The organism is Candidatus Dormiibacter sp. (genome assembly GCF_050999135.1).
GTDB classification, from domain to species: Bacteria; Chloroflexota; Dormibacteria; order Dormibacterales; family Dormibacteraceae; genus Dormiibacter; species Dormiibacter spiritus.
This window is the reverse complement of the sequence record NZ_JBPCPN010000027.1, coordinates 25,921-47,843: the sequence shown is the minus strand read 5'-3', so window position 1 is coordinate 47,843 and position 21,923 is coordinate 25,921. Positions and strand designations below refer to the sequence as shown.

20 protein-coding genes are annotated in these 21,923 nt (G+C 67.9%); all 20 read left to right on the top strand.

What is annotated here, in order from left to right; all coding sequences use genetic code 11:
• Positions 1 to 8: 8 nt before the first annotated feature.
• Positions 9 to 1,610 carry a DNA repair protein RecN gene (recN, locus tag ACR2MZ_RS06990; RefSeq protein ID WP_434004341.1) on the top strand — a complete coding sequence of 534 codons (1,602 nt, stop codon included), beginning with the start codon at positions 9 to 11 and terminating at the stop codon, positions 1,608 to 1,610.
• A 158-nt stretch (positions 1,611 to 1,768) separates the two neighbouring features.
• Positions 1,769 to 2,494, top strand: coding sequence for a segregation and condensation protein A (locus ACR2MZ_RS06985; protein WP_434004340.1), 726 nt, complete (start codon positions 1,769 to 1,771; stop codon positions 2,492 to 2,494).
• A complete protein-coding gene (scpB, locus tag ACR2MZ_RS06980; protein ID WP_434004339.1) occupies positions 2,491 to 3,099 on the top strand; it encodes an SMC-Scp complex subunit ScpB in 609 nt (202 codons plus the stop codon). The genes ACR2MZ_RS06985 and scpB overlap by 4 nt, the downstream gene beginning before the upstream one ends.
• The gene (locus tag ACR2MZ_RS06975; protein ID WP_434004431.1) at positions 3,084 to 3,821 is read left to right on the top strand and encodes a pseudouridine synthase; all 738 of its coding nucleotides are present in this window, start codon (positions 3,084 to 3,086) and stop codon (positions 3,819 to 3,821) included. Before scpB ends, ACR2MZ_RS06975 begins: the two co-directional genes overlap by 16 nt.
• Positions 3,814 to 4,482, top strand: a complete 669-nt coding sequence (cmk, locus tag ACR2MZ_RS06970) for a (d)CMP kinase (protein ID WP_434004338.1) — start codon at positions 3,814 to 3,816, stop codon at positions 4,480 to 4,482. The genes ACR2MZ_RS06975 and cmk overlap by 8 nt, the downstream gene beginning before the upstream one ends.
• A gap of 2 nt (positions 4,483 to 4,484) precedes the next feature.
• Positions 4,485 to 5,183, top strand: coding sequence for a lysophospholipid acyltransferase family protein (locus tag ACR2MZ_RS06965; RefSeq protein WP_434004337.1), 699 nt, complete (start codon positions 4,485 to 4,487; stop codon positions 5,181 to 5,183).
• Between the two features lie 13 nt (positions 5,184 to 5,196).
• A complete protein-coding gene (locus tag ACR2MZ_RS06960) occupies positions 5,197 to 7,968 on the top strand; it encodes a helicase C-terminal domain-containing protein (RefSeq protein ID WP_434004336.1) in 2,772 nt (923 codons plus the stop codon).
• Entirely contained in the window at positions 7,965 to 8,633 is a 669-nt protein-coding gene (gene rsmI, locus ACR2MZ_RS06955; RefSeq protein WP_434004335.1) for a 16S rRNA (cytidine(1402)-2'-O)-methyltransferase, read from the top strand. Before ACR2MZ_RS06960 ends, rsmI begins: the two co-directional genes overlap by 4 nt.
• A gap of 49 nt (positions 8,634 to 8,682) precedes the next feature.
• Positions 8,683 to 10,437 (top strand): methionine--tRNA ligase, encoded by a 1,755-nt coding sequence (metG, locus tag ACR2MZ_RS06950; RefSeq protein WP_434004334.1) that lies wholly within the window; start codon positions 8,683 to 8,685, stop codon positions 10,435 to 10,437.
• A complete protein-coding gene (locus tag ACR2MZ_RS06945) occupies positions 10,430 to 11,212 on the top strand; it encodes a TatD family hydrolase (RefSeq protein WP_434004333.1) in 783 nt (260 codons plus the stop codon). The genes metG and ACR2MZ_RS06945 overlap by 8 nt, the downstream gene beginning before the upstream one ends.
• Positions 11,209 to 12,021, top strand: a complete 813-nt coding sequence (rsmA, locus tag ACR2MZ_RS06940; RefSeq protein ID WP_434004430.1) for a 16S rRNA (adenine(1518)-N(6)/adenine(1519)-N(6))-dimethyltransferase RsmA — start codon at positions 11,209 to 11,211, stop codon at positions 12,019 to 12,021. The genes ACR2MZ_RS06945 and rsmA overlap by 4 nt, the downstream gene beginning before the upstream one ends.
• Before the next feature lie 12 nt (positions 12,022 to 12,033).
• Entirely contained in the window at positions 12,034 to 13,374 is a 1,341-nt protein-coding gene (locus ACR2MZ_RS06935) for an MFS transporter (RefSeq protein WP_434004332.1), read from the top strand.
• 69 nt (positions 13,375 to 13,443) lie between these two features.
• Positions 13,444 to 15,207, top strand: a complete 1,764-nt coding sequence (thrS, locus tag ACR2MZ_RS06930) for a threonine--tRNA ligase (RefSeq protein WP_434004331.1) — start codon at positions 13,444 to 13,446, stop codon at positions 15,205 to 15,207.
• Between the two features lie 177 nt (positions 15,208 to 15,384).
• Positions 15,385 to 15,945 carry a translation initiation factor IF-3 gene (gene infC / locus ACR2MZ_RS06925; protein WP_434004429.1) on the top strand — a complete coding sequence of 187 codons (561 nt, stop codon included), beginning with the start codon at positions 15,385 to 15,387 and terminating at the stop codon, positions 15,943 to 15,945.
• A complete protein-coding gene (gene rpmI, locus ACR2MZ_RS06920) occupies positions 15,945 to 16,139 on the top strand; it encodes a 50S ribosomal protein L35 (RefSeq protein ID WP_434004330.1) in 195 nt (64 codons plus the stop codon). Before infC ends, rpmI begins: the two co-directional genes overlap by 1 nt.
• Before the next feature lie 8 nt (positions 16,140 to 16,147).
• Entirely contained in the window at positions 16,148 to 16,501 is a 354-nt protein-coding gene (rplT, locus tag ACR2MZ_RS06915) for a 50S ribosomal protein L20 (protein ID WP_338179820.1), read from the top strand.
• Positions 16,482 to 17,246, top strand: coding sequence for a TrmH family RNA methyltransferase (locus ACR2MZ_RS06910; RefSeq protein ID WP_434004329.1), 765 nt, complete (start codon positions 16,482 to 16,484; stop codon positions 17,244 to 17,246). The genes rplT and ACR2MZ_RS06910 overlap by 20 nt, the downstream gene beginning before the upstream one ends.
• A complete protein-coding gene (gene pheS / locus ACR2MZ_RS06905; protein WP_434004328.1) occupies positions 17,243 to 18,262 on the top strand; it encodes a phenylalanine--tRNA ligase subunit alpha in 1,020 nt (339 codons plus the stop codon). The genes ACR2MZ_RS06910 and pheS overlap by 4 nt, the downstream gene beginning before the upstream one ends.
• A gap of 50 nt (positions 18,263 to 18,312) precedes the next feature.
• A complete protein-coding gene (gene pheT / locus ACR2MZ_RS06900; RefSeq protein WP_434004327.1) occupies positions 18,313 to 20,706 on the top strand; it encodes a phenylalanine--tRNA ligase subunit beta in 2,394 nt (797 codons plus the stop codon).
• Positions 20,699 to 21,874: a tyrosine--tRNA ligase gene (gene tyrS, locus ACR2MZ_RS06895; RefSeq protein WP_434004326.1), complete on the top strand. Its 1,176-nt coding sequence runs from the start codon at positions 20,699 to 20,701 to the stop codon at positions 21,872 to 21,874. Before pheT ends, tyrS begins: the two co-directional genes overlap by 8 nt.
• Positions 21,875 to 21,923: the final 49 nt, after the last annotated feature.

Here is a 21,923-nt window from a genome sequence, read left to right as displayed (position 1 = left end):
AGCCGGCTGTGCTGGCTCAGCTGGAGGTGCAGGAGCTGGCGCTCATCGAACGGGCCACTGTTCAGTTCGGTCAGGGCTTGAACCTGCTCACCGGCGAGACGGGCAGCGGAAAGTCGCTGCTGGTTGACGCACTGGGGTTGGCGCTGGGCGCCAGAGCCGGCCAGGACCAGGTCCGTCAAGGCGCCGAGCGAGCGGCTGTGACAGCGCACTTCGTTCGTCCGGAGGGGCGGCTGACGCTCAGTCGAGAGGTGGGCAGGCGGGCCGCGGCGCGGCTCGACGGCCGGCCCTCGAACCCTGCCCAGCTGCGCGAGCTCGGCAGCCGGCTCGTTGGCGTGCATGGCCAGCATGATCAGCGGCTCCTTCTGGAGCCGCAAACGCAAACGCAGCTGCTGGACGAGTTCGCCGGCAGCCAGGTGCCGCGAATCGCCGTGGCTGCAGCCTTCGCTGCGTGGCTGCAGGCGCTTAGCGCCCTGCAGGAGCTGGAGACGACCGCCACTCGGAGCCGGCGGGACGAGGATTACCTGCGCTGGCAGCTCGACCAGCTCCGCAGCGTCGACCCCCGCATGGGCGAGGATGAGGAGCTGAGTGCCGAGCGGGCTGCCGCCCGGCACGCCGTCAGGCTGGCTCAACTCGTGGCTGACGCAGGCCAGAATCTACGCGGCGACGGTACCCTGGCCGCGGCCGTTGCCGCTCTGCGCTCGGCGGCCGCGCTGGACTCACGCCTGGCCGCCCTGCCCGAGCGGCTGGCGCTCCTGGCGGAGGAGGTGGTTGAGGTCGGCAGCGAGCTCCGCCACTACCTGGACTCGCTCAACAGCGATCCTCGGCGCCTGGCCGAGATCGAGGACCGGCTGGCGGAGCTGGAACAGCTGAAGCGTCGCTACGGCGGCAGCCTTGAGGTGGCGATTGACGAGCGTGCTCGGCTCGAGACCCAGCTGGCGGCGACAGGTGATTTGGGATCGGCGCTGAGCCAGGCGCGCGCCGCGGTCGACGCCAGTCGTGGGGAGCTCGAAGCTGCTGCCTCGGTGCTGACCGACGCCCGAGCCGAGGCCGCAGATCGGCTGGCCCAGGCGGTGGCGGCAGAGCTGGAGGGATTGCGCCTGGAGGGCGCTCGCTTCGAGATCCGCTTGGCGCGAAGGCCCGACGTGGCCGTGGACGGCGCGGAGCAGGCTGAGATGCTGTTTGCCGCCAATCCGGGCGAACCGCTGGCGCCGCTGGCTCGGGTCGCCTCGGGCGGTGAGCTGTCGCGCGTGATGCTGGCCCTCCGGACTGCGGCCGCCGAGGCGGACCGGCTGCCGACGCTGGTCTTCGACGAGGTGGACGCCGGCATTGGCGGAGAGGCGGCGCGTCAGGTAGGTCTGCGCCTCCAGCGCCTCGGCCGGGGGCATCAGGTGCTGGTGGTGACGCACCTGGCCCAGATCGCCTGCTACGCCGATCACCATCTGGTGGTGGAGAAGACGCTGCGCGGCTCAGGCCGCAACGTTGTGCAGGTGCGCGAGCTCAAGAGTGATGCGGAGCGAGCGGCAGAGTTGGCGCGCATGATGTCGGGCGGCGTGACCGAGAAGGCGCTGGCGCGAGCCCGGGAGCTGATCCAGGAGGCCCAACCGGCCTGAGACATGCGATCCTCGGTGCCGCAGGAGTGGGCGGGCTGCTGGCGGCCTACTTGGCTCGATCTGGTGTGCCAGTGACCCTGCTCCGCTGTACCTGGCTTGCCGGTTGGCGGCGCGCACGCGCTGCCGCTCGCCCGTTTGCCGGTTAACATTGCCAGCCGATGCACGACGAGGCCCGCGCGGTCGAGGTGGCCCCGCAGCTCCGCGTCAAGTCCCCCCTTTTCGAGGGACCGCTGGAGCTCCTGCTGGCCCTCGTCGAGCGGAGCGAGATCGACATCTTTCAACTCCAGCTGGCCGATTTGACCGATGCCTATCTGGCGCAGGTGGCGGAGCTGGAGACGAAAGACGTCGACGAGATGGCTGAGTTCCTCTGGCTCGCCTCTCGGCTGCTGCTCCTGAAGTCGATCCGACTGCTGCCCGGCGAGGAACCCGAACCTGAGGAGACCGAACTGCTGGACTGGGAGGAGGAGGTCCGCCTCAGGCTGCTGGAGTACAGGGCCTACAAAGAGATGGCGCACGAGCTCAGCCGCCGGGCCGAGCGCGACGAAACCAGCTTCCCACCGCCCGTCAGGGAGATCGAGACCGAGGGCCAGGAGGTGCCCTTGCGGGTGGACGCACTGGTCGTGGCCTTCCAGAGTGCGCTGGCGCGCGTGCCGCCCCGATCACTGGTCTTCACTGGGCACACCTGGACGCTGGAGGACAAACTGAAGGCTCTGCGCTCCCGGCTGGCGCAGGGCGGCTTTGATTTGACTGAGCTGATCCTGGAATCACTGGATCGCCTGGAGGCTGTTGTCACCTTCGTCGCCATCCTGGAGCTGCTGCGCCGGGGCGAGATCCGCGTGCGGCAGCGGGAGAAGTTTGAGCGGATCTGGGTGGAGCCGGCGTGAGCGAACGGCAGCGACTCTCGGCAGCGGTTGAGGCGATCCTCTTCTCCTCCACTCGGCCGCTCGAGCTGCGCGAGCTGCAGCGGGCGACCGAAGCCGCGCGGCCGGACCTGGAGGAGGCCCTCGGCCAGCTGCGAGAATCCCTGGAGACGCGAGGTCTCATGCTGCAGCGCCAGCAAGACCAGGTCCAACTGGTCACGCGCCCGGAGGTGGCCGCAGAAGTGCGCCGCGCGCTTCGGCCCGAGGTGGCGGGCAGGCTCTCGCCCGCCGCCTACGAGACGCTTGCGATAGTCGCTTACCAGCAGCCGGTGACCAGGGCGCGAATCGAGGAGGTCAGGGGCGTCAGCTGTGAAGGCGTCCTGGCCAACCTGGAGCTGAGGGCGCTGATCAGCGAAGTCGGCAGGGCGCAGGCGCCGGGCCTGCCCAAGCTGTACGGCACCACCATGCGCTTTCTCCAGCTGCTGGGCCTGGAATCGCTCCAGGAACTGCCGGTTCCAGCTTCGGTGGGCGCCGAGCTTGACACTTCTCCAGTCAGCCCGGTCGAGGTCGCTGAGCAGCGGGCGCTGCTCTTGTCAGGTCGGGAGCGAACGGCATCACGGAACGCCTGAACCGCTTCCTGGCCCGCTCGGGCATCGCCTCCCGGCGCGAGGCCGATCGACTCATAGCCGGCGGCTTCGTCAAGGTGAACGGCCGCATGGCGCCGGCTGACGGGCGTCTGATAGATCCCGAGCTGGACAGGGTTGAAGTCGAGGGCAGACCCGTTGAGCGGATCACCGAGCGGCGCTGGCTGGCCTTCCACAAGCCGGCCGGGGTGGTGGTCACGACTCGCGATCCGCAGGGTCGCACGACCGTCTTGGATCTGCTGCCGCCGGAGCATCAGACCAGCCGTCTATTCCCGGTGGGCCGGCTCGACGCCGAGACGACAGGCCTGCTGTTGGTCACCGACGACGGCGAGCTTGCCAATCGCGTCCAGCACCCCAAGCACAAGGTGGCCAAGGAATACCTGGCCACGGTTCGGGGGGTGCCGGGAGAAGCGGATCTGCGCCGGCTTCGGCAGGGCGTCGAGCTTTCCGACGGTGTGACCCAACCGGCGGAGGTCCAGCTCTTGACCAGCCGCGGTCAGTACAGCCAGCTGCGAGTCACTCTGAGAGAGGGCCGCAACCGCCAGATCAGGCGCATGTTTGCGGCTGTGGGGCACCCGGTCGAGGGCCTGACCCGGGAGGCGTTCGGCCCCATCAGGCTCGGCCGGCTCCATCCGGGCGGTTGGCGCCGGCTGCGTCCCCCGGAGCTGAAGGCGCTGCGCGAAGCAGCCGGCCTAACGGTTGGCTAGCCTGCTCCAACCGCAGCAGGTGGCCATCGATGGTCCGGCCGGTTCTGGCAAGTCAGCGGTCGGCCGCCGGGTGGCGGCGGAGCTTGGCCTGCCTTTCATCGACAGCGGCATCCTCTATCGCGCAGTTGCCCTGGCGGCGCTGCAGAGGGAGACTGACACGTCGGCGGCCAGCGCCGACTGTCTGGCCGGAGTGGCGGTGAGGTTGCGCCTGGAGCTGCTGCCAGACAGGCTGGCGATCGATGGCCTGGAGGTCGGGCAGGCGCTTTACGCGCCAGACGTCAGCGAGGCGGCGTCACGCGTGGCCGAGCTGCCCCAGGTGAGGGCTGCGCTGCTTCCCCAGCTGCGTCGGCTGGCCCGCTTTGGGGCGGTGATGGCCGGCCGTGACATCGGCACAGTAGTGCTCCCCCAGGCCCGGCACAAGTTCTTCCTCAATGCCAGTGTCGAAGAGCGGGTGCGGCGCCGGCAGCTCCAGCAGCACGGCCGGGGGCTGACGCCAGACGCGGCGGCGCTGCGGAGGGAGATCGAGGAGCGCGATCGTCGCGATCGGGAGCGAAGTGCCTCACCGCTCAAGGTGGCCCAAGACGCGAAGACCCTGAACACTGACCGGCTGGATCTCGATCAAGTGGTGAACTCCATCCTCAACACAGTTCGCAGCAGCTGAACATGTACCGGCTGCTGCGGGCGATGATGAGGCTTGCTGTCAGCGTCTACCTGGGCCGGCGATTTGTTGTCTCCGGCCAGAACCTGGTTCCGGCGGAGGGCGGTCTTCTGGTCTGCGCCAACCACCGCTCGACGATTGATCCGCCGCTGGTGCCCGCTTATCTGCCGCGGCCACGAGCCTGGAGCCTGGCGAAGGTCGAGTACTTCCAGAGTTCTCGCTTCACCGCCTGGGTGTTCCGCAGCTATGGGGCCATCCCTGTCGCGCGGCACAGGGCCGACCGTCGCGCCGTGCGGCAGGTGCTCGACCTGCTGCGGGCGGGGGAGGCGTTGGTGGTCTATCCGGAGGGGACGCGCGTTCGGGAAGGGGGCATGATTCGGGCCGAGCCGGGAGCTGGCTTCTTTGCCCGCTCGACAGGGGTGGCCGTCCAGCCGGTGGGGCTGATCGGGACCCGCGAATGCTTCCCGACAGGGGCTCATTGGCCGCGCCGGGTTCGGGTCGAAGTCCGCTTCGGACCTCCCTTCCACGTCCATTCGCGGCGGCCCGACGGCAGGCCGGTCCAGTACCAGGAGGCAGCGGATGCGATCATGCTGGCCATCGCGGAGCTGCTGCCGGCGGAGCTGCGCGGCGATTACTCAGATCTGGATCGGCTCCGAGCCGAGCTGGCAGGCGTCATCCAGGCCGCGCCTGGGATCAGCGCTTAGCATCGGCCGGCCTGTGCAGTACGCCGCCTTCGACTTGGAGACGACGGGGCTGGATCCGGCACTCGACCAGGTGATCGAGATAGGCGCCGTCAGCTTCGACGGAGACGGCGTGCAGGAGCGGTACGAGGAGCTGGTCAGGCCGGGCCGTCAGGTCCCATCGGAGGTCCTGGCCTTGACCGGCATCGACCCCGCTGCGTTGGCCCTGGGCACCGAGCCGGGGCTTGCCCTGGAGAGGCTGCGCAGCTTTCTCGCCGGCCGCATCCCCGTCGCCCACGGAGGTGGTTTCGACCTGAGCTTTCTCCGCCAGAACGGAGCCTGGCCCGATGAGCAGGAGGTTCTCGACACGCTGGATGTCGGCCGCATCCTGCTGCCTGCGGCGGCCAGCCACAGTCTTCCCCGGCTCGCCGCGGAGCTCGGTCTTGACCAACCCCGGCCGCACCGTGCTCTTGACGACGCTGATGCGACCCGCCAGCTGCTGCTCAGGCTCCGAGAGCAGGCCCGAACCCTGCCGCCGGCAGTGAAGTCGGCATTGCTTGATCTCTGTCAGCCCTACGGCTGGCCGCTCGCCAGGTTCTTCGCTGAGGCGCTCGCGACCTCACCACTGGCCGAACCACCGGGCGCCAGGTCGACCGCAAAGGGTCTGCCCGCTCGCCCGGCGGCTGCCGCGCAGCAGCCCAAGCCGCCTGACGACCCCACAGCGCTGGCCGCCCTGCTGGCGCCTGATGGCCCGCTGGCCGCGCACCTGGAGGGCTATGAGCCGCGAGAGGCGCAGGTCCAGATGCTGCTGGCGGTGGCGCAGACTATGCGGCGGGGCTCCACCCTGGTGGTGGAGGCGGGAACGGGGACCGGAAAAAGCCTGGCCTATCTGATCCCGGCCGCCGCCCGCTCAGTTTTGTGGCGCGAACGGGTGGTGATCGCCACCCACACCCACAGCCTGCAGGAGCAGCTCATACGGCGCGACATCCCAGCCCTGCAGAGCTGGCTGCCCTGGAGCTTCAGCGTCCACCAGCTGAAAGGGCGTTCCAGCTACATCTCACTGCGCCGGTGGCGCCGCTATCTGACCGAGACCTGCCCCGACCAGGCTGAACTCGCCTTCCGGCTCAAGCTGACCGTCTGGCTCGCCACCACCGCCAGCGGCGATCGGGCGGAGCTGAAACTGCAAGACGCGGAGCACCTGCTCTGGGCCCGGATTGCCTCTGACCGCCTCGACTGCCTGGGCTGGCGCTGCACGCCGGCGACGGACGGTCTCTCGGTCAACCCTTCCGACTGCTTCGTTCACGGGGCTCGCGCCCAGGCCGAGGCGGCCGATCTGGTCATAGTCAATCACGCCCTGCTGCTCGCCGACGTGGCGCTGCAGGGTCAGGTGTTACCGGGCTATGCCCACCTGGTGGTGGACGAGGCACACCACCTGGAGGACGCGGCTACTGAGGAGGGCACTGAGACTTTCGCCGCTGCTGCGACTGCCGCCCTTCTTTCCCGCCTGGTTGGCGGCGCAGACACTGATTCCGGGCTGCTGGTCGAGCTCGCCGCTGCGCCCCGGCTAGGAGGCGGGGGCGCCGACTTCGAGGCCGCGAGATCGGCTGCGCTGCAGGGCCGGCTCAGGCTCGAACAGCTCTGGGCGGCCCTGCTCGAATGGAGCCACCACCGCGCGGAGCAGGAAGGCCAGCGAGAGACGAAGGTGCGGCTCACCGACAACGTCAGGGCAGAACCGGGTTTCGAGCAGCTGTCAAGACTGGCCGAGGATGCCGCCACAGCGCTGTTCGCGCTCGACGGCGAAATCCGTCGCAGCCTTGCGTTGAGCCGAGAGGATCTGAGCGGCGAGCAGCCGGACGCGGGGATCCGCGAGCTGGAGACCATCCGCGGCGAGCTCTGGGCGGCGGCAACCCTCCTCCAGGCGGCGTTCGCCGGCGGTTCGCCGGGAAGCGTGAAGTGGCTGACCCTCCGCGAAGGCGGGCCAACCCTGCACTCCGCCCCGCTGGAGGTGGCCGAGCTGCTGGCGGACAGCCTCTTCGCGCCACTGACGAGCGTGGTGCTCACCTCGGCCAGCTTGGCAGTGGCCGGCAGCTTCGACTACTTCCTGGCCCGCTGCGGCGTCAGCCCGGCCGCCGAGACACTGCTGCTGGCTTCGCCGTTCGACTATCTCGAGCAGTCGCTGGTCTGTCTGGCGGCGGACCTGCCGGAGCCGCAGGAGTCCAGCTTTGAGCTGGCGGTGGTCGAACTGGTGGCCGAGCTGGCCCGGCGCTTGGGCGGCCGCACGCTGGCCCTCTTCACTTCCCATACCCAGCTGCGGGACGTCTACGCGGCCTTGAAACAGCGGCGGGATCTGGATCAAGTGCTGATCTTGGGCCAGGGCTTGGACGGCAGCCGGCGCCACGTCCTCCAGGCGTTCGAAGGCAGCGAGAGAGCGCTGCTGCTGGGGACCGCCAGCTTCTGGGAGGGCATCGACGTCCCTGGCGACCGGCTCAGCTGTGTGGTGGTGGTGCGCCTGCCCTTCCCGGTGCCAACCGATCCCCTCTACGCAGCCCGAGCTGAGCGTTTGCGAGACCCCTTCTTGCAGGCGGCGCTTCCGCTGGCGGCCCTGCGCTTGAAGCAGGGCTTCGGCCGCTTGATCAGGCGCCGCGCCGACCGCGGCGCAGCCGTGATCCTGGACAGCCGGATGGTCACGCGCGAATACGGCCGGGCATTCTTGGCCGCGCTGCCGCCCGCAGAGCGGTTCATCGGCCCCGCCTCCGAGGTGGGGGAGAGAGTGGAGGCCTGGCTCGCCCGCGCGGCCACCACCCCATGAGCACGCTGTATGTCCTGGCGACTCCGATCGGGAACCTCGAGGACCTGTCTCAGCGCGCGCTGCGGATCCTGGCCGAGGTGAGCGCGGTGGCCGCTGAGGACACGCGGCTGACCGGCAGGCTGCTCTCGCGTCATGGGCTGCGCAAGCCGCTGCTCAGCTACCGCGCGCCGGTCGAGCGGAGGGGCTTGCCGCGCGTTCTCGCCGCGCTGGCAGCCGGCGATGTGGCGCTGGTCAGTGATGCCGGCACGCCGGCGGTCAGCGACCCCGGCCAGCAGCTGGTGGCGGCCAGCTGGCGCGAGGGGCATACGGTCGTGCCGCTGCCCGGTCCCAGCGCGGTCACCACCGCGCTCTCGGCGGCGGGCTTTCCTGGGGCCGGCTTCAGCTTTGTCGGCTACCTGCCGCGCAAGCCGGGTGAGCTGCGGCGCTTCTTCGCCGGCCTGGCCGAGACACGCCAGCCGACAGTCGCCTTCGAATCGCCCCACCGTGTGCTCAAATCACTTGCCGTCCTGGCCGAGACGCTGCCCGAGCGACCCCTGCTGCTCGCCCGGGAGCTGACCAAGCTGCACGAGGAGCTGCGGCGCGGGACCGCGACCCAGGTGCTGGAGGAGCTCGGCGGCCGGGCCCGAGGTGAGTTCACTCTCGTCATCAGCGGCAGCGAATCCTGAGAGGGAGCGGCAAACCAGGTTAGCCCTGGCCGATTGCTACAGTCCAGACGTGCCCGACCACATTCTGGTAGCCGTCGCCTGGCCCTACGCGAACGGGCCGCGCCATCTGGGGCACGTCGCCGGATTCGGAGTCCCCTCGGACGTGTTTGCCCGCTATCACCGGCTCCGCGGCAACCGAGTGCTCATGGTCAGCGGCACCGACGAGCATGGCGCTCCCATCACCTACGGCGCCGACAGCGAGGGTGTCTCGGCCCAGGAGTTCGCCGATCGCAACAACGAGATCATCGTCAAGGAGCTGCAGGCGCTCGGACTCGCGTACGACATCTTCACCCGGACCACCACCTGCAACCACGAGCGTGTGGTGCAGGACCTATTCCGCCGGCTCTACGAAGCCGGCTTCATCGAGCCGCAAACCGTGCTCGGCGCGTTCTCGCCCAGTACCGGGCGCACGCTGCCCGACCGCTACGTCGAAGGCACCTGTCCGATCTGCGGCTTCCCCGAAGCACGCGGCGATCAGTGCGACAACTGCGGCAACCAGCTCGATGCCACCGACCTGATCAACCCCCGCAGCCGGCTGAATGGCGAGGTGCCGGAGTTCAAGCAGGCCGAACACTTTTACTTTGAGCTGCCCGCCTTCGCGGCGGAACTGGAGCGCTGGGTCCGACGCCAGAAGCACTGGCGGCCGAACGTTCGCAACTTCACTCTGCGGCTGTTGGAGGATCTGAAGCCAAGACCGATCACCCGGGATCTCGACTGGGGGGTACCCATCCCGCTGCCGGGCTGGCAGGAACGCCCTGACAAGCGCATCTATGTCTGGTTCGACGCGGTGATGGGCTATCTCTCGGCCTCCATCGAGTGGGCCCACAACCGCGGCACGCCCGAGGCTTGGCAGGAGTGGTGGCGCAACCCCAACTCGCGCGGCTACTACTTCATGGGCAAGGACAACATCACCTTTCACACCGTCATGTGGCCGGCCATCCTCCTGGGCGTCGGCGAGCTGAACCTGCCCTACGACGTCGTCGCGACCGAGTTCCTGACACTCGAGGGCAAGCAGTTCTCCACCTCTCGCGGCCACGTCATAGAGGTGAGCGACTTCCTCTCCCGCTACGATCCCGACCCGCTTCGCTACTACCTGATCAGCGCCGGTCCGGAGACCTCGGACAGCGATTTCACGTGGGCGGAGTTCCTGCGTCGCAACAACGACGAGCTGGTGGGCACCTGGGGCAATCTGGTGCACAGGACGCTTGTCAACGCGCAGCGGAACTTTGGCGGCGTACCTGAACCCGGTGAACTGAGCGAGCGCGATCAGAGGGTGCTGGACCAGGTTGAGGCAGGCTTTGATTCGGTGGCTGAGCTCCTGGAGGCCGCCCACTTCAAGGCGGCCTTGGCTGAGGCACTGCGGCTGGCTGCCCTGGTCAACCAATATCTGGGTGAGGAACAGCCCTGGCATGCGATCAAAACGGATCGGCGCCGAGCAGCGACCACTCTCTTTGTGGCGGTCCACTGCGTCGACAGCCTGAAGACGCTCCTCACCCCCTTCCTGCCCTTCACCTGCCAGCACCTCCACGAACTGCTCGGGTACGGAGACGTGCTGGCGCCTCAGCCCCAGCTCTCAGAGCAGCTGGAGCAGTGCGGCCGGAGCCACCTGGTGCTGGGCGGCGGGGCCGGATATGAGGAACAGGATCGCTGGCAGCCCAGCCGGATTGAGTCAGGCCGGCGCCTGCCTGTGCCCGAGCCGCTGTTCAAGAAACTCGAACCCACCATCGTGGCGGCTGAGCTGGCCAGGCTGGCCGGCGGTGATTGAACCGGGCTTGGTCGATACCCACCTCCACCTCGAGAGCCTGAACGAGCCTGGTCAGGCGCTGCGCGAAGCCCGCCTGGCGGGTGTCAGCGACTTCATAGCCATGGGGGTCGACGGCGAGACCAGCCGCCAGGCGCTGGCCATGGCCTCCGCGGGCGAGGGCGTTTGGGCCGCTGTCGGGCATCATCCGTTGAACCAGCAGGGGCCGGACCTGGGCCTTCTGCGCGAGCTGGCCGTCCACCCGCGCACTGTCGCGATCGGCGAAGTGGGCCTGGACCACGTGGATGAGCACCGGGGGCCTCACGGTGAGCAGGTCAAGTGGTTTCGCGCCGCGTGCCGGCTGGCGCTGGAGCTGGGTCTGCCCGTCTCGGTTCACACCCGTGGCTGCGAGCAGGCGGTTTATGAAGTGCTGCGGGAGCATGCCGGCATCACCGGCGTCATGCACTACTGGACGCTCGATCGAGGCTGGGCCGAGCTCTTCCTGGAGCTGGGTCTCTACATCTCTTTCGCGGGGGTCCTGACCCGCGCCAGCCAGGCGGATCTTCGTCAGGTGGCGGCGAGCGTCCCCGGCGATCGCATCCTGCTAGAGACTGACGCGCCCTGGGGAACGCCCCGCGGCCGCAGCGGCTCCATGCAGCCCGCCTGGCTGCTGGACACCGCACTGGTGTTGGCAGGGCTGCGCGGTCTGGAGCTGGCCGAGCTCGCCCGGCTGGAACGGGCCAACGCGCAGGCGCTCTTTCCCAAGCTGAAGGCGGCAAGACCGGCGGTCGCCCGCTGAGCAACACGTTCGAGCCGCGGGCAAGGAAGAGCCTGGGCCAGAACTGGCTGGTCGATCCCGACCTGCTGCGGAGGGTGATCGAAGCGGCTGGCATTCAGCACGAGGATGAGGTCCTGGAGATCGGAGCCGGCCCTGGCACGCTGACCGCCTATCTGGTGCGGCTCGCGCGCCGGGTGGTGGCCGTGGAGGTCGATCAACGCCTTATATTCCGCCTCAGGGCGGCCGCCCCGGGGGCCGAGGTCCTCGCCGCTGACATCCTCGAGCTTGATCTTGGCAGGCTCTTTCCTTTGGGAGGGGAAGTGGTGGTGGGCAACATCCCCTACTACCTGAGCGGTGCGCTCCTCCGCCGCCTGCTGGAGCCTGAGCCGCGGCCGAAGCGCCTGAGCCTCGTGGTGCAGCGCGAGGTGGCTCAGCGCTGGTGCGGTGAGGACGGCTGGAGTCTCGCCACAGTGGTGGTGCATGCCTTCAGCCAGCCCCGGCTCGCCTTCACGCTGCCGCCGGCGGCCTTTCGGCCGGCGCCCAAGGTTCACTCAGCCTTGGTGGTGTTGGAGGTGCTGCCTCGGCCGGCCCTCCGGGTGCCGGATCCGGCGCAGTTCTTCAAATTCTCCGCTTCGCTGTTTCAGTTTCGCCGAAAGCAGCTGCAGGGCAGCCTGGCCAGGCTGAGTGGACTGCCCGCGGCGGCTGTGGCCGAGCGGCTGCGATCTCTGCAAATCGATCCCGCCCGGCGGCCCGAAACGCTCCGGCTGGCAGAGTGGGAGGCTCTGCACACAGCCTTCGGGGCACCCAAGTGCTCCAGCCCGGAGCACTAAGCTTCAGCCAAGTTGACGGATTCCCCGCTGCCGCCGAGCGCTCGCACTGGCTTTCGCTACGTACTCGGCCAGCGCAACTTTCGCCTGATCTGGTTCGCCCAGATAGCCGCCCAGCTGGCCGACAAGTTCCTGATGTTCTCGCTCATCATCCTTGCTTACAGGGTGTCCGGTGCCAACACAGGGGTGGCCATCACGCTTCTCGCCTACACGCTGCCGGCGGTGGCGATCGCGCCGCTGGCCGGGGTCTTCGCCGACCGCCACAACCGCAAGGGCTTGATGGTCTGGACCAATCTGGTCAGGGCAGTTCTGATTGCGCTCATCCCGGCGGCCAGCCTCGTTCCGGCTCTCCGCGGCGAGTACGTGCATCTGCTGGTGCTGACGTTTGCCTTTTCCGCCGTCGGCCAGCTCTTCAGCCCCGCCGAGGCCGCTGCGATCCCCACAGTCATCTCCAAGGAGGCGCTCATCACCGCCAACTCCATGGTCCTGGGAACCATGGTCATCACCCTGGTGCTGGGCGCGCCGCTGGCTCCGATCGTCTCCCGGGTTGAGATCTATGCCCCCTACTGGATAGCGACCGGGCTCTTCCTGGCGGCGGCTGGCCTGATCGCATTGGCGCGCATCCCCAATCCCGAACGGACCCAGCACACAGGCGAGCGCCACCCCTTCAAGCAGCTGGCCCTGGAGCTGCGTGAGGGGATGGGGGTGCTGACCAGCTCGCCTGTGCTGCTGCTCGCCTTCGCCGAGCTGGCTCTGGCGGTCCTCGTGATGTTCATGATGTTCACGCTGGCGCCGGGCTACGTGACCCGCGTGCTGGGAGTGGCCGAGCAGGACACCTACCTGATAGTGGTGCCGGCCACCATCGGGACTTTGCTTAGCGCGGCCACCCTGGGCCAGCTCGGCCGCCGCTGGAACCGAGCTCGGCTCCTGATGGCGGCGCTGATCGCCACCGGGGTCACCCTGCTGGCCCTGGCGGTCTTGCCGGCCGTCCTGCGCAACTTCGTCGAGCTGCAGCCGCTCACCCGCGCCTTTGGCGCCGCTGCCAGCCTCCTGCTCGGATTGGAGTTCGGAGCGCTCATGATCCCTGCGCTCAGCGCACTCATGGAGGGGACCGCCGAGAGTGTCCGGGGCCGGGTCTTCGCACTTCTCTTCATGGTCGTGAACGGCGTCAGCGCCATCCCTGTGCTGCTGGGCGCAGTGCTCTCGGACGTGTTGGGCCCGGATCGGGTGATCGGCTCACTCGGCGTGCTGCTGGCGGCGGCCGGAGTGCTCAGCGCCGGCTACGCGCGGCGCGTCTTCGCCGCGCCGCGACCGCCTGCACCAGGGCAACAACACCGCCAGATCCCCCCGGCCTGAAAACCCGGGAGCCGTTTGAAGGGTCCCATAACTATCGCGGGGGCCACGTTCCTTATCCTCGGAGACCAATTGGCCAGTGCCGCCGACGAACTCCGCTCGGAGCCGCTCTACGTGCTGCGGCACTCGACAGCGCATCTGCTCGCGGCTGCAGTCACCCAGCTCTGGCCGGGCACCAAGTACGCAATAGGTCCTCCGGTCGAGAACGGCTTCTACTACGACTTCCTGCTTCCGGAGCCGGTCGGCGAGGCGGACCTCCGCCGGATCGAGAAGAAGATGGAGGAGCTGGTCCGGCGCAACCTGCCCTATGAGCAGGTGGTGCTCAGCCGCAAGCAGGCGATCGAGCGATTCCGGGCGCTCGGCCAGGATTTCAAGCTCGAGATCCTGGCGGGGGAGGCGGCGGCCGAGCAGGAGATCAGCTGCTATGCGACGGGAGAGTTCTTCGACCTCTGCCGGGGACCCCACGTCGATTCGACGCGACGCCTGGCCAATTTCAAGCTGACCAAGGTCTCGGGAGCTTATTGGCGAGGTGAGGAGAAGAACGCCCAGCTGACTCGCATCTACGGCACCGCCTGGCCCGACCGGGAGTCGCTTGACGACTACCTAAGGGCGCTGGCCGAGGCCGAGAAACGGGATCACAAACGGCTCGGCCCCCAGCTGAAGCTGTTCCGGCTCGACGAACGGACCGGTCAGGGCATGGTTATCTGGCTGCCTCACGGCGCGACAGTTCGGCGGGAACTGGAACGCTGGATAGTGGACGAGGAGCTGGCCCGTAGCTACCAGCACGTCGTCACTCCTGTCGTCGCGAAGCTCGACCTCTTCCGCCAGAGTGGCCACTATCAGAAGTTCCAGGAAACCATGTTTCCGCCCATGCGGACCCCCGAGGGCGAGGAGCTGGAGCTGCGGCCGATGAACTGTCCTCATCACATTCTCGTCTATGAGGCTGAGCCCCGCAGCTACCGCGACCTGCCGCTGCGGATCGCCGAGATCGGCAACATGTACCGCTGGGAGAAGTCGGGCGAACTGATGGGCATGATCCGGGTCCGCTCGATCGCCCTGAACGACGCTCACATCTTCTGCACCCCCGACCAGCTGCAGGAGGAGCTCCGTGGCGCCATCGAGCTCGCCCAGTACTTCATGCGAACGCTGGGCGTCCAGATCCATCGCTACAGGCTTTCAATCCGCGACGACCAGGCGGCGAAGTGGGTGGGCGCTGACGAACAGTGGCGCCACGCCGAGTCGGCGCTGGCGGAAGCCTTGGACGCCAGCGGCGAGCGCTACGAGGTGGGCCGCGGCGAGGCCGCGTTCTACGGGCCGAAGCTCGACTTCCAGATCCTCGATGCGCAGCGGCGGGAGTTCACCAACAACACGGTCCAGGTGGATTTCCAGCTGCCGCTTCGATTCGGCCTGGAGTACATCGCCCCTGATGGCTCGCGGCAGACTCCCATCATGGTCCATCGGGGGGCCCTGGGCGCTCTCGAGCGCTTCACCGCCTATCTGATCGAGCACTACGCGGGCGCTTTCCCAACCTGGTTGGCGCCGGTCCAGGTAGGGGTCCTGCCCATAACCGACGCCCACGTTCCGTACGCGCAGCAGGTGGCTGAGCGGCTGCGAAGGGAGCGCCTGCGGGTGGAGGTCGACGCCCGGCCGGAGAGGGTGGGCAAGAAGATTGCCGAGGGCCGGAACCGGCGCCTGCCCTACCTGGCGGTGGTCGGTGAACGAGAGGCTGAATCGGGCAGCGTCCAGATCCGCGATCGGGCCGGAGAGCAGAGCAGCGAGGAGCTGGAGGCTTTTGTCGAGCGAGTCGCGAGCGAAGTCCGCCAGAAACGGCTCTGAAGCGTTCGGAGGACCGACCTGGTAACATGCAGGACGTCTTTGAAGCAGGGGTATCCGCCCCTCACCTCGCGGGCCGCATGGCTCTTAAGAGGTTCGGCGCTGGCGGATGGCACCTGTGCCGTCCGTTTTTTTGTTAGGAGAATAAAGCGACACTGAATTTGACCAAGGGATCGTCTCATCCCGTTTAGAGAGCTTCGTATCAACGATCAGATCCGCTCCCAGGAAGTGCGCCTGATCGACGACCAGAACAACCAGCTCGGCGTCCTCAGCACTGCGGCGGCGCTCCGCATAGCGGGGGAGAAGGGCCTCGACTTGGTCGAGGTGGCTCCTCAGGCAAGTCCGCCAGTCTGCAAGCTGCTTGATTACGGGCGCTACAAGTTCGAGACCATCAAGCGGGAGAAGGACCAGCGGCGGAAGCAGAACACCACCAAGCTGAAGGAGATGAAGCTCCGACCGAAGGTGGCCGACCACGATTTCCAGACCAAATTCAAGGGTGTTCGCCAGTTCATCGAGCAAGGTGAGAAAGTCAAGGTGACGATTATGTTCAGGGGTCGGGAGATGGTCCATCAGGACATCGGCCGGCGCCTGCTGGACCGAGTGGCCGACGCGGCGAAGGAGATCGCCACTGTCGAGCGCGCGCCCATCATGGAGGGGCGGAACCTCTTCATGATCCTGGCGCCCAATCACCGTCCGCACCCTCAGCCGTCCGCGCCAGTACAGGTCAAGGAAGGAGTTTGATGCCCAAGCTGAAGACCCGTAAAGACGTGGCCAAGCGCGTGCGGGTGACCAGAAACGGCAAGTTGGTCCGCCGGCACGCCTGGAAGAGCCATCTGCTGGAGCACAAGTCGGCCAAGCGCAAGCGCGGGTACCGAAGCTCGCCGTTGATTCATCCCTCGGACGTGCGCCAGGTTCGTCAGGCGCTGGGGATTTAGGAAGTTACATGGCCAGAGTCAAGCGAGGCGTCAGCGCCCATCGACGGCACAAGGCAATCCTGGAGCGGGCCAAGGGTTTCCGCTACTCCAAGAAGCTGCTCTTCCGGTCCGCTAACGAGGCGGTCCTGCATTCGCTCGCCTATGCCTTCCGGGACCGGCGTCAGCGCAAGCGCGACTTCCGCCGGCTCTGGATCGCCCGCATCAACGCTGCCGCCCGCCAGAGCGGCATGCCCTACAACCGCTTCATGCACGGACTCCGCCAGGCCGGAGTGGAGATCGACCGCAAGGTGCTGGCCGACCTGGCTGTCGCCGACAGCGGCTCCTTCGCTCGGCTGGTCGAGGTTGCCAAGCAGAGCCAGTAGGGCCGCTCCGGCCGCGCCGGAAGCTGTTCTCTCGCCCGAGAACCGGGCTGTCAAGCGGCTGCGCCAGCTGGCCAAGAGGCGGGAACCTGGCCTGGCTTTGATCGAGGGTCCACGCGTGGTCGCGGAGGCCGCGGCGCGGGGCGTGCGCTTGGAACTGCTCGCGCTGCGGAAGGGCAGCGAGTCAAGCATCCCCGCCGAGCGTGTGATCGAGCTCGCTCCCCAGGTGTTCAGCGCGGTGAGTCAGACGGTCAGCCCACAGGGCGTCCTGGCAATAGGGGCCGTCAGGGAGTTGAGCGTCCCCGAAGCCCTGGCGGCGGCGCGGACAGCCGGCTGGCCGCTGGTGGTCCTGGACGGCGTGCAGGACCCCGGCAACGTGGGGACCATCTGCCGCAGCGCGGTGGCGGCGGGCGCCCCGGCGATCGCGGTGCTCGGCGGCGCCGACCCCTTCTCCGCGAAGGCGGTGAGGGCTTCGGCGGGGGCCGTGTTCGGTCTGGGCGTAGCTCGGGGTACCTGGGCTGAGCTCGCCGGTGCGAGGGGATTGGGCGCCACTCCCCGCGGTGGCGGTGACATCCGCCGCCTGGACCTTCGCGGAGTGGAGGTTCTCGCGCTGGGCAGCGAGGCGCACGGGCTCAGCAACCCGCGACTTGAACCGGTGACCATCCCCATGCAGCCGGGGGCAGAATCGCTCAACGTGGCGGCGGCGGCCGCTGTGCTGCTGTTCGAGCTGCGAAGGCGGCTCGCATGAGCGATTTCGAGCAGACGGCGGCGGAAGCGCGCAGCCTGATCGCCCAGGCTCCTCATGCCGCTGAGCTGGAGCGCCTGCGCATCCATTACCTCGGCGCACGCGGAGTGCTGGTGCCACCGGACTTCTCGCAGCTGGCGCCGGACGAGAGGCAGGCGGCCGGCAGAGCCTACAACCTGGCCAAGCGTTCGCTCCAGGAGTCCCTGGCGGGGCGCCTGGATGAGCTGCGGCGTCGGCGGCTGGCCGACTTGGCCGACAGCGAGAGGATCGACGTCACACTGCCCGGCCAACCGCCTCGGCTGGGCCGGCTGCATGTGCTGACAGTTGTCCAGCGAGAGATCGAGACGATCATGGAAAGGATGGGGTACCAGGTGGAGATCGGCCCCGAGGTCGAGACTGACTGGTACAACTTCGAGGCGCTGAACCTGCCCCGCGGTCATGCCTCCCGCGACATGCAGGAGACCTTCTTCCTCAACCGCTCGGAGACGCTGGTGCTGCGCACGCACACCTCGCCCATGCAGATCCGGACCATGCTGAAGCATGGCGAGCCGCCAATCTATGCGGCGATGCCCGGCCGGGTCTACAGGCAGGAGGCGACCGATGCCAGCCACCTGGCTCAGTTCATGCAGGTGGAGGCGCTGGCAGTGGATGTCGGCATCACTGTGGGTGATTTGAAGGGAACTGTGCAGTACTTCTCACAGTCGCTCTGGGACGAGGAGCGGAGGGTGCGTTTCAGGCCCAGCTACTTTCCCTACACGGAGCCCAGCTTTGAGTTCGACGTCTCCTGCTTGGTCTGCGGCGGCCGGGGCTGCCGCAGCTGCGGCGGCGACGGCTGGCTGGAGGCCGGCGGCTGCGGCATGGTCCATCCGGCAGTCCTCCGGAACGGGAACATCGATCCCGAGCGTTACAGCGGCTTCGCCTGGGGTTTCGGCATCGAGCGGATCGCGATGCTGAAATACGGGGTGGAGGACCTGCGCCTGTTCTACGAGAACGACCACCGCTTCTTGGAGCAGTTCTAGGTGCCTGTACCGGTCGAAAGGGCGCAGCATCTGAGGGCTCGGGGGGCTGAGTGAGGGTTTCGTTCCAGTGGCTGTCTGAGCTGGCCGGGATCGAGGATCTGACTCCCCAGGAGGCCGCCCAGACGCTGACGATGGCCGGCTGGACCGTGGAAGAACTGAGATTGATCGACCTGTCCCAGATCAGGGTGGGCCGGATCATCTCGCAGGAGCCGCATCCCGCTTCCAAGAAGCCGCTCTGGGTGCACATGGTCGATCTGGGTGACGAGCAGAGACAGATCGTCGCGGGCGCTGCCAACGCTGTCGTCGGCTCACTGGTCCCGGTCGCTCTGCCGGGCACCACTGTGCCGAGCGGAGTCAAGGTCCGCGACGCTAACATCGCCGGTTTCGAAGCCCGTGGCATGCTCTGCTCGCAGGCTGAGCTCGAGCTCTCCGACGAACACGACGGCATCATGCTGCTGGATTCGGGGGAGCCGGGTCAGCCGCTCAGTGCGATAGTGCCGAGCGACGCCATCCTGGAGGTTGAGGTCACTCCCAACCGGCCTGACTGCCTCTGCCACCTGGGTCTGGCCAGGGAGCTGGCAGCCGCCCGCGGGCGGCGCCTGAAGCACGATTTCATGCCGCTCTTCACCGGCGGCATTGAGCCGCCGGGCACGGATCTCGTCAGCATCGCGATCGAAGACCCCCGGTTCTGCCGGCGCTATATAGGCGCTGTCGTGAGTGACATCCGAGTGGGTCCCTCACCCCAGTGGTTGCAGCGGCGGCTCAGGGCGGTGGGGGTGAGGCCGATCAGCAACGTGGTCGACATCACCAACTACGTGGCGCTGGAGTACGGCCAGCCCCTCCACGCCTTCGACCTGGACCGGTTGGGTGCGCGCAGGATTGGTGTGCGCGAGGCCCGGGAAGGCGAGCATCTGCTCTGCCTGGACGGTCAGGACCGGCAGCTCGGGCCCGACAGCTTCGTGATCACCGACGGCGACCAACCGGTTGCGCTGGCCGGTCTCATCGGCGGCGCGGAAACGGCTGTGCAGGTCGGCACCACCCAGATATTGCTGGAAGCCGCCAATTTCGAGGGCATCGCGGTTCGCGGCATGTCGCGGCGGTTGAAGCTGCGCACGGAGGCGTCGGTCAGGCTCGAGAAGAACATCTCGCCGGAGCTGGCGCTGGCCGGCGCGCGGCGGGCGGCCGGGCTGCTGCAGGAGGTCTGCGGCGCCAAGGTCCATACGAGCTGGGCCGAAGCCTATCCGCGGCCGCAGGAACCCGTCCCTGTGCGCTTCCGGCCGGAGCGGATCGACGCGATCCTGGGCTTGCACGTGCCGCTGGAGGAGATGGAGGCGATCCTCGATCGCCTGGGCTTCCAGGTCCGCGTCGAGACAGAGGGCGAGTGGTACGTGCTGCCGCCGGTGTTCCGGCTTGACGTGACAAGCGTGCAGGACGTCGCCGAAGAGGTGGGCCGCATCTACGGCTACGACAACGTGCCGGCCACGCTGCCCGGCCGGCGGCGCAGCTCCTGGCGCGCCGCCACGCCGAGCGTGGAGCGGCGGCTGGACCCCTGCCGGCAGGCGCTCGCCGGCGCCGGCTTCGACGAGGTGGTGACGCCGGCGTTGGTGGCGGCCGAGATGTTGCGCCGGTTGGGCCTTGACGGGCGAGCGCTGCGAATGGTCAACCCGCTCAGTGACGACCAGGACACGCTGCGGACATCTCTGCTCCCCTCACTCCTCAAGGTGGCGCAGCTGCAGCAGAAGCACGGTCGCCAGGCCAGCCGGCTCTTCGAGATCGGCCGGGCCTATCTGCGGAGTCGGGGAGACTCAGAAGAGCCGGAGGAGCAGCCCGACGAACCGCAGCTACTCGGCGTCCTCAGCACCGGTCACGAGGGAGCAGACGCCGCTCGGAAGGCTTTCTATGAGCTCAAGGGTGGTCTGGAGCGGGCGGTGAACGCCCTGGCGCCCGCGAGGTTGCGCTTCGAGCGGGCCGAAGACCGGCTCTATCACCCTGGCCGGACCGCGCGCATTCTGTCCGGCCGGGAGGCCATCGGCTGCATCGGCGAACTGCACCCCACCACCTCTCAAGCATTTGGCCTGCCGGGGCGAGCGGTAGCCGCTCAGCTGGAGATCGCGCCCCTGCTTGAACTGGATTCGACCCGAAAGGTCAAGGCCCTGCCGCGTTACCCAGCGGTAACGCGCGACCTGGCTGTGGTGGTGCCCCTGGACTTGGAGGCTGCCACTCTCGCCGGGGCGATTCGCTCGAAGGGTGGCGAGCTCCTGACCGACGCAGCGGCTTTCGACGACTACCGCGGCAGCCAGGTGACCGAGGGTCGCAAGAGCGTCGCCTTCGCGCTGACGTTCCGCAGCCCCGAGCGCACGCTGACGGATGAGGAGGTGGACAGCCGGTTGGAGCAGATTCGGGCCACGCTCAGCAAGCGCTTTGAGGCGAGCTTCCGTGACTAAGACGGGAGCCGCGGAGCGGCTCTGGGCCAGGCTGCAGCACATAGCTGTCGAGATCCACAGCGCTGAGCACCTGCAGGCCCGGCTCTCGCGCGGAGACAGGCTCCGGGTCAAGCTGGGGCTGGACCCGACGGCGCCCGATCTCCACCTCGGCCACACGATCCAGCTGGGGGTATTGCGCGCCTTCCAGGACGCGGGTCACACCGCGGTACTGATAGTGGGCGACTACACAGCCCAGATCGGCGACCCCAGCGGACGCTCCGAGACCAGGCCGATGCTGACCGCTGAACAGGTAGAGGTGAACGCCCAGACGTACTTCGCGCAAGCGGGCCGCATTCTCGATCTGGAGCGCGCCGAGGTCCATCGCAACGCCGAGTGGCTGGGCCGCATGACGGCCGCCGACGTGCTCCGTCTGCTCGGCAGCCAGACGCTGCAGTCGGTGCTGCAGCGAGAGGACTTCAGCCACCGCTTGCAGTCGGGTGCAGCCATCGGCGCTCACGAGATTCTCTATCCCTTCAGCCAGGGCTATGACTCGGTTGCAGTCCGAGCCGACGTGGAGATCGGCGGTACCGACCAGCTCTTCAACCTGCTCTTCGGCCGCGAGGTTCAGCGCGCCTACGGCCAGGCGCCACAGGACGTGATGGTTTTCCCTCTCCTGGTCGGCCCCGATCGACGGCGGATGAGCAAGTCGCTCGGCAACTACATAGGCGTTGCGGCTCCTGCGCCGGAGATCTACGGCAAGGTCATGTCCCTTCCCGACTCGCTGATCGAGCCGTATCTGCGCCTGGTATCAGGTCTGGGCCCCGCCGAGATCGCGGCTGCGCTGCAGCTGCCGGCGCGAGAGGCCAAGGCGGCGCTGGCCCGCGCGGTGGTGACCCGGTTGGCGAATCCGGAGGCGGCGGCGGCCGCGGAGCGCGACTTCGAGGCAAAGTTCAGGAGCCGCAATCTGGACGAAACCGAGATTCCTCTGCTCCAGGTCCGGGCCGGGACCACAGTGGCGGCGGCGCTGGTTGCGGCCGGTCTCTATGGCAGCCTGAGCCAGGTCCGGCGGCTGGCTGAGCAGGGCGGCCTTTCGCTGAACGGTGAGAAGGTGGCCTCCGATCACCCGGTCGAGGACGGGGGGATGGTCAAAGCCGGCAAGCGAAACTTCTTTCGTCTGAGCGTTGGCTAAAATGCCCGAAAGCATGTTCGCAGCATTGCACCAGTCTGGAGCTGGGGTC

Coding starts and splice junctions, on each gene's coding strand:
- ACR2MZ_RS06985 (WP_434004340.1), top strand. CDS start 1,769: ATGCACGACGAGGCCCGCGCGGTCGAGGTGGCCCCGCAGCTCCGCGTC.
- ACR2MZ_RS06965 (WP_434004337.1), top strand. CDS start 4,485: ATGTACCGGCTGCTGCGGGCGATGATGAGGCTTGCTGTCAGCGTCTAC.
- rsmI (WP_434004335.1), top strand. CDS start 7,965: ATGAGCACGCTGTATGTCCTGGCGACTCCGATCGGGAACCTCGAGGAC.
- rpmI (WP_434004330.1), top strand. CDS start 15,945: ATGCCCAAGCTGAAGACCCGTAAAGACGTGGCCAAGCGCGTGCGGGTG.
- rplT (WP_338179820.1), top strand. CDS start 16,148: ATGGCCAGAGTCAAGCGAGGCGTCAGCGCCCATCGACGGCACAAGGCA.
- pheS (WP_434004328.1), top strand. CDS start 17,243: ATGAGCGATTTCGAGCAGACGGCGGCGGAAGCGCGCAGCCTGATCGCC.